The organism is Citrobacter sp. RHBSTW-00859 (assembly GCF_013729795.1).
GTDB lineage: Bacteria > Pseudomonadota > Gammaproteobacteria > Enterobacterales > Enterobacteriaceae > Citrobacter > Citrobacter braakii.
Genome location: NZ_CP056284.1, coordinates 3,755,809 through 3,768,408 on the forward strand (window position 1 = coordinate 3,755,809; position 12,600 = coordinate 3,768,408).

10 protein-coding genes and 1 pseudogene are annotated in these 12,600 nt (G+C 51.1%); 3 read left to right on the forward strand and 8 right to left on the reverse strand.

The window, feature by feature from the left end:
• Positions 1–8: 8 nt before the first annotated feature.
• The 3 genes from phoA to HV302_RS18790 form a co-directional block, all read right to left on the reverse strand.
• Positions 9–1,424, reverse strand: coding sequence for an alkaline phosphatase (phoA, locus tag HV302_RS18780; protein ID WP_019076143.1), 1,416 nt, complete (start codon positions 1,422–1,424; stop codon positions 9–11).
• A gap of 104 nt (positions 1,425–1,528) precedes the next feature.
• Positions 1,529–1,771 (reverse strand): sigma-S stabilization anti-adapter protein IraP, encoded by a 243-nt coding sequence (locus tag HV302_RS18785; protein ID WP_016152002.1) that lies wholly within the window; start codon positions 1,769–1,771, stop codon positions 1,529–1,531.
• A gap of 249 nt (positions 1,772–2,020) precedes the next feature.
• Positions 2,021–3,217, reverse strand: coding sequence for a multidrug efflux MFS transporter (locus HV302_RS18790; RefSeq protein WP_181626408.1), 1,197 nt, complete (start codon positions 3,215–3,217; stop codon positions 2,021–2,023).
• Between the two features lie 301 nt (positions 3,218–3,518).
• Here HV302_RS18790 and ddlA point away from each other — a divergent pair, with 301 nt between their 5' ends.
• Positions 3,519–4,613, forward strand: a complete 1,095-nt coding sequence (gene ddlA, locus HV302_RS18795; RefSeq protein WP_047416933.1) for a D-alanine--D-alanine ligase — start codon at positions 3,519–3,521, stop codon at positions 4,611–4,613.
• A gap of 25 nt (positions 4,614–4,638) precedes the next feature.
• On the opposite strand, the gene HV302_RS18800 is transcribed toward ddlA, so the two are convergent.
• On the reverse strand, positions 4,639–4,860 hold the full coding sequence (locus tag HV302_RS18800) for a DUF2754 domain-containing protein (RefSeq protein ID WP_019076140.1): 222 nt from the start codon (positions 4,858–4,860) through the stop codon (positions 4,639–4,641).
• A gap of 264 nt (positions 4,861–5,124) precedes the next feature.
• On the opposite strand from HV302_RS18800, the gene HV302_RS18805 reads away from it, so the two are divergent.
• Positions 5,125–5,448, forward strand: a complete 324-nt coding sequence (locus HV302_RS18805) for a YaiY family protein (RefSeq protein ID WP_181626409.1) — start codon at positions 5,125–5,127, stop codon at positions 5,446–5,448.
• On the opposite strand, the gene HV302_RS18810 is transcribed toward HV302_RS18805, so the two are convergent.
• Positions 5,430–6,536 (reverse strand): DUF1615 domain-containing protein, encoded by a 1,107-nt coding sequence (locus HV302_RS18810; RefSeq protein WP_181626410.1) that lies wholly within the window; start codon positions 6,534–6,536, stop codon positions 5,430–5,432. The genes HV302_RS18805 and HV302_RS18810 overlap by 19 nt on opposite strands.
• A gap of 16 nt (positions 6,537–6,552) precedes the next feature.
• Positions 6,553–7,773 (reverse strand): peptide antibiotic transporter SbmA, encoded by a 1,221-nt coding sequence (gene sbmA, locus HV302_RS18815; RefSeq protein WP_016155831.1) that lies wholly within the window; start codon positions 7,771–7,773, stop codon positions 6,553–6,555.
• Positions 7,774–8,156: 383 nt separating this feature from the next.
• On the opposite strand from sbmA, the gene ampH reads away from it, so the two are divergent.
• The gene (gene ampH / locus HV302_RS18820) at positions 8,157–9,314 is read left to right on the forward strand and encodes a D-alanyl-D-alanine-carboxypeptidase/endopeptidase AmpH (RefSeq protein ID WP_016151995.1); all 1,158 of its coding nucleotides are present in this window, start codon (positions 8,157–8,159) and stop codon (positions 9,312–9,314) included.
• A gap of 1 nt (position 9,315) precedes the next feature.
• Here ampH and iprA read toward each other — a convergent pair whose 3' ends face one another.
• Together iprA and HV302_RS18830 are read right to left on the reverse strand one after the other, a co-directional pair.
• Entirely contained in the window at positions 9,316–9,939 is a 624-nt protein-coding gene (gene iprA / locus HV302_RS18825) for a hydrogen peroxide resistance inhibitor IprA (RefSeq protein ID WP_047357670.1), read from the reverse strand.
• 90 nt (positions 9,940–10,029) lie between these two features.
• Positions 10,030–12,570: pseudogene (locus tag HV302_RS18830) on the reverse strand (autotransporter outer membrane beta-barrel domain-containing protein); the annotation flags it as partial.
• Positions 12,571–12,600: the final 30 nt, after the last annotated feature.

Consider the following 12,600-nt stretch of genomic DNA (forward strand, 5'->3'; position numbering starts at 1 on the left):
GCGTCGGGTTATTTCAGTCCTAACGCCGCTTTCATGGTGTAAAACAGGTCGGTTTGATCGGTCAGGCCGACCACATTCGCCGCATGCGGGCCATAGGCTGCAATTCGCAGTTGGCTGCCGGTGTGCTCCTGAGATTCCTCTTCAGAGTTGCCGTAGCTGATGACCATAACCGCGCCATCTTTGGTGTTCAGCGCCTGGGTCAGGCCTGGTGCTTTGGTATCCGGCGCGACAATCTGGCTGGCATGTGCGTGGTCAGCGGTTACCACCACCAGGGTGTTGCCATCTTTCTTCGCAAAGGCAAGCGCGCGCTGTACCGCTTCGTCCAAATCGACCGTTTCGCCAATCTGTCCGCACGGGTTGGCGGCGTGGTCCTGTTTATCGATTGACGCCCCTTCCACTTGCAGGAAGAAACCTTTCTCATTTTTGCTTAACAGCTCAATCGCTTTATCCGTCATCTGCGCCAGCGTTGGCACGCTGTCGTCACGCTTTGGATTTGGCGTACAGGTCACAACCGGCTTATCCAGATTGCCATGATAAGACGCTTTCGGACCTTCCCAGCGCACGGGCATATTGCCGTCAGAGAACAGGCCCAGCAGCGGTTTATCCTGATTAGCTTCGGTAATCGCCGCCAGCGTCGCGGTATCACTCACCATCTGATAACCGCGGGCCAGGGCTTGTTCACGCAACGTTTTACCCTGCCACTCGCCTGCCGCAGCGGTTTCCGCAAACGTTTTGGCCCCGCCGCCCAGCGTAACGTCAGCCCTGGCATTCAGTAATTGTTCGGTGATTGACCCTTTACCGCCTTTTTCCAGCGCATTGGTTGGGCATTTTTCACGTGTCACGCCAGGGCCATAGCACTTACGCGAAGTCACATGGGCAACCAGCGCCGCCGGAGTAGCATCCTGCAATTCAGCGGTAGAAACGTTGCCCGTTGCCAGCCCCGCCGCTTTTGCCATTTCAAGAATTGTGGCGTGATCTTTTTCATGAATATCAACGCCCAGCGCGCCATTATAGGTTTTCACACCGGTGGTCCACGCCGTCGCGGATGCCGCAGAATCCGTCACATAATCGGGTTTACCCGTTTTCTTATCCAACGCATAGTGCGTGTATTGTCCGGTCAACGGTAAAGCATCAATCCCTTTAAAAAAGCCGCCTGCGCCTTCGGCATAATTTCGCGCGGCCGTTATTTCTGAGTCACCCATCCCATCGCCAATCAATAAAATAATATTTTTGGCCGGTTTATCGCTCAGAGATTCGCGCAGAGCCGCCGTTTGATCGGCAGACAATCGGCGGGCGCCGCCCGGCGTGGTGATATCACCCTGAGCGGCACGATTATCCATAACCGCTATGGCAGAGGTTTCTGCATTAATAACCGGGGTAAACAGCAAAGGTAACAGGGCAATAGCAAGTGCGCTTTGTTTCACTTTATTTTCTCCATGTATAAATACGGTAAAATTAAAACAAAGCGACTATAAGTATTTGATGTGACACTTTTATGATAATTTGTGGATGACGCACCACGGATTACTCAAAACGCTTTTGGCACACTCTCGCCAGCGTTATGAACGTTGGTCAGAAACGCAGGCATACGGCCTTCTCCAGCCAAAGCCCCCTCAATTTGGCGAATAAATATCTGCCGATCGTTACACGTCATATTGCGCAGCATTTCGATGATTACCTGCTCCAGCGTTTCAACCTGCGCCGTCAGTTCTTGCGACTCTTCTTCTTTTTGGGCGAGCTTAAGTAACAACTCAGTAACGAGATTTTTCATTTACGTATTCCCTTAACCAAATATAGGCCACGTTATCATTAAGACTCACAACTGCCTAGAGGATGAAAGTTGTATTTTCATAAGAAATAAAACGTTTTGCGAAAACAATCACAACACAAAATAAGGGAGAAGGAGTCTTAGCGCAGAATTATTCCATATAAAAGGGTAAGGGGATTAATAATCACCTGGATATATAAATGCATAATGATGGATTAACAACGCTTGCGGGCAGCGTTGTTAATCAGGTACTCAGCGTGCGCAGCGCCGACGTCGCAACGCGATAGCCAGTTGCCAGATGTTGATTAGCACAATGCACGCCGTGGCAATAAACACCCAGCGAAAGCCCGCCATTGCCGAAACCGTTGCTCCCATTAATGGCCCGGCTACGTTGCCGAGGTACATAAATGACTGGTTATAACCAAAAATGCGCCCGGTTATCTGGTCGCTGGAGTATTTCACCAGCAACGTCTGCACCGCGGGCAACATCGCGCCGTCGGCAAAGCCGAGCAGAAAACGTAAGATCCCCAACTGCAACGGCGTATTGACCCATGACATGGCGAAAAACAACACGACGGCGAAGATTAACGTTGCCATTAAAATCCGCTCGGTCCCAATACGATCGCCTAATTTACCTAGCCGGGGCGCAGAAATCAGCGCCGAGATGCCCGGAACCGAAGCAATCAGCCCGCTGAGAAAGGCAATATTAGAACTGTCTGGGACCATTGATTTAATAAACAGCGCCAGAATTGGCCCAATTGAGCCGTTACATAACTGGATCACCATCGTAGTAAAAAACAGGCTGATCACCAGCGCCGGATAAGGCAGCGAGGCAAAGACGGCCTTCCCGCTCAGGCGTTCGCTTTTTTTGATTGTCGGGCGCACACCTTCTTTGATTAAGAACAGCGTGACCAGAAAACTCACTACCAGCAAGGCCGCGGTAATACAGAATACCGCCCGTAAGCCAACGTGGTCGGCAATAAAGCCCCCCATCAGCGGTCCGCCAATTACGCCGCTAATTTGCGCCGTCGAGAGCGTACTCAGCGCCCACCCGCTGCGTTCGCGCGGAACCTGTGAGGCTACCAGCGCCATCGCATTGGGAATATAGCCAGACGTTAACCCCATGACCCCACGCAGCAGAAAAAGCTGCCAGACGTTAGTGGCAAAGGCCTGCAGTAAAATCGCAATCGCCATACCCAAAGAGGCCCGCAGCAGCATCAGCTTGCGTCCTTTACGGTCGGCTAAACTCCCCCACATCGGAGAGACGATGGCTGAAATCAGGAAGGTGACGCTAAACGTTAAGCCAGACCACATTGAGAGTGCTTCATGGGAGCTTACCCCCAGTTGGGAGATATAGAGCGGTAAAAAAGGCAGGATTTGGCTGATTGCCAGGCCGGTGAAAAAGCAACCGAACCATACGGAAATGAGGTTGACTCTCCAGGATTCCATAGGGACTCATAACGATAAGTAGCTGAAAACTGCGAGCAGCTTAACAAATTACTTAGCCAAATAAGGGTCCACAGGTGCGATATATCACAGTTTAGAATTTTATCTTCCCGCTCATCATATTTGTGATATACCTCACATCAACCCCACAATATCAGCAGGGGTTTATGCTCCGCGTCCGTTCTGCGCGTTTGCGCTTATCTGTTCCTCTGTTGCCCACCAAAACAATCTGCCAGAAGCCGAGGAAACCTGCGTTTTGTCGTGGTAATGTATGTGCTTTGCATTCATGGAATGGGTTTTTAAGATGGCAAAGTTGCGGGTAGGAATCGTATTTGGTGGTAAATCAGCGGAACATGAAGTGTCATTGCAATCGGCAAAAAATATTGTCGATGCCATCGACAAGACTCGCTTTGACGTTGTGCTGTTAGGTATTGATAAGCAAGGACAATGGCACATTAGCGATGCCAGTAACTATCTGCTCAATTCAGATGATCCAGCGCATATTGCGCTGCGTCCTTCCGCGACCAGCCTGGCTCAAGTCCCGGGTAAACAAGAGCACCAGTTGATCGATGCGCAAAACGGTCAGCCACTGCCAACGGTCGATGTTATTTTCCCGATCGTACACGGCACGTTGGGTGAAGATGGCTCTCTGCAGGGTATGCTGCGCGTGGCGAATCTGCCGTTCGTCGGTTCTGATGTCCTGGGTTCTGCGGCCTGTATGGATAAAGACGTGACCAAACGTCTACTGCGCGATGCCGGATTAAACATCGCGCCATTTATTACGCTCACTCGCGCCAATCGCAACCGCATCAGCTTTGCCGAGGTGGAATCCCGCCTTGGCCTGCCGCTGTTTGTGAAACCAGCCAACCAGGGCTCGTCCGTTGGCGTCAGTAAAGTGACCAGCGAGGCGCAATACAATCAGGCCGTCGCGCTGGCATTTGAATTCGACCATAAAGTCGTGGTGGAACAAGGGATCAAGGGCCGCGAGATCGAATGCGCGGTGCTGGGCAACGATCAACCGCAGGCCAGTACCTGTGGCGAGATCGTGCTGAACAGTGATTTTTACGCTTACGACACCAAATACATTGACGATAACGGTGCCAAAGTGGTTGTTCCGGCAGCGATCGCACCGGAAGTTAACGATAAGATCCGCGACATTGCTATTCAGGCTTATCAGGCGCTGGGCTGCGCCGGTATGGCGCGCGTGGACGTTTTCTTAACCGCAGAGAACGATGTTGTGATCAATGAGATCAACACGCTGCCGGGCTTTACCAACATCAGCATGTATCCAAAATTGTGGCAGGCGAGCGGCTTAGGCTATACCGATTTGATCACTCGCCTGATCGAACTGGCGCTGGAACGTCATGCGGCGGATAGCGCGTTGAAAACCAGTATGTAAACCCGCCTGGATGCCTGATCGATAGCTATTGGGCATCCTTTGCTTCTTCTTCATCTTCCACGCGGCGACGGATAATTAATCCGGCCAGCCAAAAGCTAATCACCCACGTCACCAACCCCACCGCATAGGTCTGCCATCCCTGCGCTTCAAAACCCAGTAAGCCCACCACACCGTTCAGAATAAAGATAAGCCCAATAGCGAAGGCATAGTAGTGCCAGTCTCGGCGGATTTTAACAGGCAGGTTCATAACGGCTCCGGTGGAAATACAACGTGATAGCACATCCTCGCACATTTCCTCATAGACGTCTGTGGCCTGTGCGGAATTTCTGAAATGTAACTTGATTTCACTTAAGGTTACTTAATTGTGACAACCAGCAAAAAACCGAGATCCAGGAATAATCTCTACCTGAAATTACCATCATTCTGATATTGACATTGCCGATCACCTGTCAGACTCACTGTCAGTTCCAGGCATCACGTCAAAAAAAGCAGGTTATTTCCGGAGGTCTTTATGGCTGATTTTACGCTCTCAAAATCCCTGTTTAAGGGCAAACATCGGGATACCTCCTCCCTGCCCGGCAACATTGCGTATGCCGTATTTGTGCTGTTTTGCTTTTGGGCAGGCGCGCAGGTTTTAAATCTGTTGGCCCACGCTCCCGGCATCTATGAACAGCTGATGCAGTTGCAAATGCAAGAGACAGGACGCCCACGAGTTGAAATTGGCTTAGGCGTCGGTACCCTTTTTGGGCTGGTCCCTTTCCTTGCCGGAAGTCTGATTCTTGGCGCCATCGCGGCATTCGTGCGCTGGCGCCGCCGTCATAATAATGATGACTGACCCATACATTTCGCTCGACGATCGTCCACGCGTTTCGCAAACCACGCGGTAGTCAGATTACGTGTAATCTTCGGGCTTTCCAGCTGAATGCCTGGCAGCATTTCACGGGGTAGCGCTTTCCCAGTCTTCGCTTCCGCCAGCTTATAGACCTTCTCGTACAGAGTGGTATCTTCAAAAGCCAGACTGTCACCTTTTTGCAGTTGACGGTGGATCTCACTCTCGCTCATCCCCAGCTTCCCGGCCAGTTTACGTACCGCCAGCTCGGTTTTGCCCGGCTCGCTGCTGCCATAGAGAATCAAGTCACCATCCATCGCCAGCTTCACTCCGCTGGCTTTACTGACCGCATTCTGGAAAGCCGCATTGCGGCTGGCATACCATCCCGCATTGAAATCAGCGAAACGGAAGATTGGCGCGCTGTAATTCGCCGGGTAGTTAAGCAGATGATACGTACCGAACCACAGCCCACCGCGGCGGCTGAACACTTCCTGACGTACTGTTCCCGCCATTTTCCACGGATACCCGTCGGCGTGCTGCTCGGCAAACGCGATACTGACCTGCATTGGCCCACCGGTATGTACCGGATTAAGCGAACCAAACAGCGTCTGCCCCATCGGTACCATATTGATAAAATCATCAAAAATGGCGCTAAGCTGTTTTTCCGTTTTCACCGTATCCAGACGCTCGCTGTAGCTTTTCCCCGTTGGCGAGTTAATCTTCAGTGCGGTATGCACCACAAACTGCGGGATATGCATACGCTCGGCGCGCCGGTCGATCTCTTTCCAGGCGATTTTACTTAAGTTTGGAACGGCCGGATCCGCCTGATAGTTTGACTCCTGTTGCGCGACCGCCAGCACCGAACAGATATTTTCAACCGTCGGCGCCAGCTTCTGGCTTTCAAACGTCTTCGCTAAATCCTGCGCCCATGCTTCCCGGTCTTTCACGCTGGCGGGCATTTTCTGGCGCACCACGCTCGCCACATCGACGGCTTTCTCCCCTTTTTTTAGCGGCTGCGCGGGTTGGCTACTACATCCCACCAGCACCAGAGCGGCCAGACCGGACAAGGGGTAAAGACGGGAAACCGTCGACATAACATCTCCTTTTTTATTAACTAAGCGTATGGGTAACTTCCTGAATATCCTGGCCATCAAGCTCACGTTCAAAGCTGCGCAGACGCTTATAAATAGACATCAGTTCGACTAACGTTGTCCAGGAGTTAATCAAATACTGGAACGAGCCGCGCACCTGGCCAAACACGTTGGTGATTTGCGTCATCAGGCCGAGCGTAATCGTACCGGCAACAATCGACGGAAACAGCAGGAACAAGCCGAAAACGTTATCAACCTGCAGGTATAGAATACGGGCGATATTGAAGTACATATAGTGAAAATAGAGGCGGAAGTAGTTCTGGCGCACCGCATGGAACAGTTCACGCACCGTCGGCGGGGTCGCACGATTAGCGTCATCTTCGCCGTAAACCAGTTCTTTACGGTAGGCCGCTTCCACGCGCTGGTTTTTAAACTCCAGCCCCGGAAGTTTGATGCCGACTACCGCCAGCAAGCCGGTTCCCATCAGCGACCAGACAATCGCGGCAATCACCAGGCCATAAGGAACATGTCCAACAATGGGCAGGTCCGGCACATGGGCTGAGAGTGTGACCAGTACAGGTAAGAAGGCAATCAGCGTCATAATCGCATTGATAAAGCTGACCCCCATATCTTCAAGCGTGGAGGCAAAACGCATGGTATCTTCCTGCACACGCTGCGCCGCGCCTTCGATATGACGCAGATGCTGCCAGTGCGCCATATAGTGTTCGTTCATTGCGGTACGCCAGCGGAATACATAGTGGCTGACGAAGAAGTTGTTCATCACCCCAATGACCACGGCAATCAGCGCAATGCCAAGAAAGATGCCTACTTCATGATAGAACTGCTCAATCTTCACCTTATGCGGCGCACTCAACGCGGACTGAATCAGATCATAGAATGGCGCATACCACGCGTTGACGGCGACACCAACTTCAACCAGAAACCAGGTCACGAAAATAATCAGCGACGTGCCCAGTATGGACCAGTACTGCCAGCGGTGCGGACTGTAGATAAACCAGAACAGCGCGAACACACCAACACAAAGAATGTAATACGCATAAAAAATCAGGTAATCCAGCGACCAGAATCGGGCCGCGCTAATCGGTACGTCTCCCGACGCGCCGGTAATATGTGCAACCCAGGCTCCCCCACCTCCTTGCCAGAATACAACGGCGACCAGTGCCCAAATAAATGCCGAAATAAAGAACGGCCCCGGCTTTGGGAAAAAAGACTTAAACATAGTGCTCTCCTGCTAACTTCTTATCGTTATGACGACTGCTGTGTATTTGCCACCGTGGAGTGCGACGGCCAGACGGCTTACGCCCAAAAACACAAGCTGAAACCGACAAGTGTGACCAAAACCGCGGCACTTAGTTCGCACCCGGGTATGAAGAATTGTTTCTGTGATTTTCACACTCGACAACGTTCCAGCAAGTGCAGATTATCACAGCGTGAGATCACAAAAGCGAACATCCGTAATCCGGGAAACGCTCGCGTTTACTCATCGTTACGTTTTTCACACTATCATTGGCTGATAAGCGCTTTGCAATACGCCGATGAGTAGTATAAATACGCATACGCACGACATCCTTTTTCACTTTCTCTAACTCATGGACATCACCGTTGAAACGTAGTCTGCTTTTTTCTGCCGCGCTGTGTGCGGCGTCATTGACATCTGTCCAGGCGGCACAGCCTATAACCGATCCAGTCTTCGCCTCTGATATCGTCGATCGTTATGCCGACCATATATTTTACGGCAGCGGTGCTACGGGGATGGCGCTCGTGGTGATTGATGGTAACCAGCGCGTATTTCGCAGCTTCGGCGAAACACGCCCTGGCAATAACGTTCATCCGCAGCTGGATTCCGTTATTCGAATTGCCTCTATTACTAAATTAATGACCAGCGAAATGCTGGTGAAATTACTCGATCAGGGTACGGTTAAACTCAACGATCCATTGAGCAAATATGCGCCGCCTGGCGCGCGCGTGCCGACTTATCAGGGCACGCCGATTACGCTGGTGAATCTGGCGACGCATACCAGCGCGCTGCCGCGCGAACAGCCTGGCGGCGCGGCGAAGCGCCCGGTGTTTGTCTGGCCAACCCGTGAACAGCGCTGGAGCTATCTCTCAACCGCCACGCTTAAAGCCGCACCGGGTTCGCAGGCTTCTTATTCCAACCTGGCGTTTGACCTGCTGGCCGATGCGCTGGGAACCGCATCCGGAAAGCCTTATCCACAGCTGTTTGAAGAAAAAATTACCCGTCCGCTGGGGATGAAAGACACCACTTTTACCCCATCCCCCGATCAATGCAGACGCCTGATGGTCGCGGAAAAAGGTGCCAGTCCTTGCAACAATACCCTGGCGGCGATGGGCAGCGGCGGTGTTTATTCAACGCCCGGCGATATGATGCGCTGGATGCAGCAGTATCTCTCATCTGATTTTTACCATCGTAGCCAGCAGGCCGACCGTATGCAGACGCTGATTTATCAGCGTACGCAGTTAACCAAAGTGATAGGGATGGATGTTCCAGGTAGAGCCGATGCGCTGGGTTTGGGCTGGGTCTATATGGCGCCGAAGAATGGGCGACCGGGAATTATTCAAAAAACCGGTGGTGGCGGCGGCTTCATTACCTATATGGCGATGATCCCGCAGCAAAACGTCGGGGCATTTATCGTGGTGACCCGCTCTCCGCTAACCCGCTTTACCAATATGAGCGACGGTATCAACGATCTGGTTGCAGAGCTGAGCGGGAACAAACCGCAGGTTATTCCTGCATCCTGACTTAATACTCAAAAGGCAAACGGTTAATGCTCACCAGTTTGCCTTTATTCATTTCAATATAACCACCTTTACGCAATGCCGCGAGAACCTCAGCGACAACTGAGCGTGAAATTCGCGTGCGTTGGTGAATATAGTTCATGACGCCGATACGCGAACGCAGTACGTCGTCCCATTTCATCATGGATATCAGTGTCGCGCGGATCTGATCGTAGGAGTTATTGCCGATCAGCTGCAGATCGCGCAACTCAAACATGGAATTTTGCCATGCTAACCAGCAAAAGGCTTCACGCCAAAGCTGGCATTGTTCAATTATATTTATCGTTTGCGAAGCAGGCAGGTGGTATCCCGTACAATTATTTTCGGTTATTAATCTGTATTGTACATCTGTTTTCATCACACCATCAGAAAGGCCCATAATAAAAGGCGCCTGTGCAATCCCGACCAGCACGCTTTCCCCTCTACGTAAGGAAACAACACCACTTAAAATAACAAAAGTTTCGTCACTATTAATATCGCTGGAAAAAATTATTTCTTTGTCGTTATCACACTCAAAGTGCTTACCATATTTCGCTAAACATTTATCAAGCTTACCAAACTCAAGAAGAGGTTTATTTGAAGATAGCATGTGCGAATTCCTTGCAAGAAATGCCCGTCAAATGCGTGACGGGCATTATTTCTAAATAAAATTACCTTTTATTTCTCTGCAAGAAAGTTTTTACCAGGTATATTTAACACCAACGTTTGCAGACCAGTCTTGATCGACATCACCGCCACCGAGGTAATTAGCATCGGTGTACGCGCTGAAGTTCTTGGTGAAGCTGAACTGAGTACCCAGCCCAACGCGTACCGCAGAACCTTCTACGCCGTTGTCGATAGAATCACCGTTTACATCAGAATCGTTGTTAGAGTCGTCGTAAACGTAGGCCAGTTTGAAGTACGGGGTCAGCGCCTGGTCATCGCTGTAGGCGAAGGTATAACCCGCATCTACACCAAGTTCATAACGCATGCTGTCATAAGACTGACCGTCAACTTTCATGTCGTTGCTCAGCTTATAGTCATCACCAGACTGGAACAGACCGGATACGCTACCGTAAGGGGTTACGTAACCTGCTTCACCCAGCTTCAGGTCATAACCCAGTTTCAAGCCGAAGCCCCAGGCATCAGAAGAGGTGCTGCCATCAACATACTGACCGTTGCTCATGCTGGCAGACAGATCGTTGTTGAAGTGGGAGTAGCTTAAGTTACTGTCAACAAAGATGTTGTTCGCAAAACGAGCAGAAGAGTAGAAATAGGCAGTCTGGCTATCCTGATCTACCTGACCGGTACGATCACTCATGTCACCTTTCGCGAAGCCTGCCGCAGCACCGACAATCCACTTAGCGTTGTTACCATCGATTTTGGAATCAACACCGACCATGATGCCGTTAACATCCTGATCATAGTTAATGTTGCCGTTATCCGCATCGAAGCTGCCGCCGAAGTACCTCACCCATGCACCACCGTTATCTACCAGACCATGACGCGCGTTAGTCAGACGAGTACCAACGGTGTCTTGCTCCAGGTTCCAGATATTGGTGTTGGCAGACGGAATACTCAGCGCCATGTTCGCGTAGTCGGTCAGCTCCATCTGCTGCAGAACAACGGTGTTACCCTGCTGCTGAGCCTGATAGGTGTAAGCACCCAAGTCTGCTTTGTTGGCTGCAGAGAAGGTTGCGGTGCTGTTCTTGTCGTTAACGTAGATCAGCTCGTTACCCTTGTAATCGGTAACAGAACCTGCGCCAGTGGCGTTATCGATGCGAACTTTATAGTTACCGGTTGCCGCTGCTACGTGATCACCGTAGTTATCAACTTCAGACTGATCGCCTGAGGTGTCGGAATCGCCGTTACCGTTGATAGTCAGATGACCATCAGAGTTCATCGCGATCACGCCATAACCGTAGTTAGCCTGGCGCGTATCGTTGGTACGATCGTTGGTCAGGTCAGCATTCAACACATAGTTAGCGCTGTTGATGTCGAAAACACCCGCATTAACATGGTTGTAAGCGTCGGTGTAGCTGGTCAGATTCAGGGTATCAACCTGCAGCGCGTTCCCGGTGCTGTTGCCCACATCCAGAACGCCGTTGTTGGTGACGTTAATGGTATTGGCATACAGCGCGGCATTAAGCACATTCCAGCCAGCAGAGACATCATCAGCAATCGTTACGGTACTGTTGTCAATAGACAGCGTATTAGTCGCAACACGACCATCTTCATTGATGTTCAGTGCAGAAGCACCGGTCAGAGTGATGGAGTCAGAAACCAGCGCAGAATCACCCACGTTGACAACGGAACCGCTGTTGATGCTCAAAGTGTCAATCAGAGAAGTTTTGGTGGTATCCCACTGGGAAGCGCCGTTCAGCGTCACGTTGAACAGACCGCTCTGATAAACGGTATTGCCAACCACATGACCATTTTCGTCATAAGAGGATGTGTCGCTATCGATACCGTAAGTTGAAGAAGGCCACAGGCTGTTGGCAGCGATATCAATCAGCGTAGGGGTGGCTTCAGTACCCTCAGCATAGCTTTCGTAAACGCCATCACCATCAACGTCAACCTGATGGACGGACATTGCCGCACCAACCCACTTGCTGCCGTGGTTCAGGGTCAGATCCAGACGGTCAGTACCATCCCAGCCGTTGGTATCCAGATCGGCATCGGTATCGCGGTAAGTATCAGCACCGTTCGGGAAGAAGTTCTCATCAAAGTTGCTGGAGAACAGCACATCGCCCATCAGCGTAGCGTTATCAAACGTGGCGGTGGTCTGCATCGCGTTATCTGCATTGGGATTAGCAATAACCGCCAATGCGATATCATTCGCGTTCCAACCGTTACCGTTGTAGTCGCTCGCATTGCTGGTGTTACCAAACCAGCCGGATCTTCCTTCATCAGACCAGGAACCTGAGGTCAGGGTAGAGTCGGTAACAGCGATAGTGTTGTTAAACACTTCGCCGCTGTTTACGCCGGTGATGACGGTATTATCGTCAATATCTTCCCACTCATAACCCTGAGTCAGGGTAATACCCGCGACGTGAGAGTTGTTGGAGATAGACAGATCAACTTCTTGATCCAAAGTGATAGCCGTGCCCAGGTTATAAACGTCGACAACGTGCGTATCAGCCACGTCATTATAGGTACCGTTGTAGGTATAATGTTCGTAGTTGTCATCGATAGTGGAATTGATGACGTTCATTGCCAGACGGTCGTAGTAATAGTCGGTACCCGTACGGTTAGGGAAGGTGCGAATAAG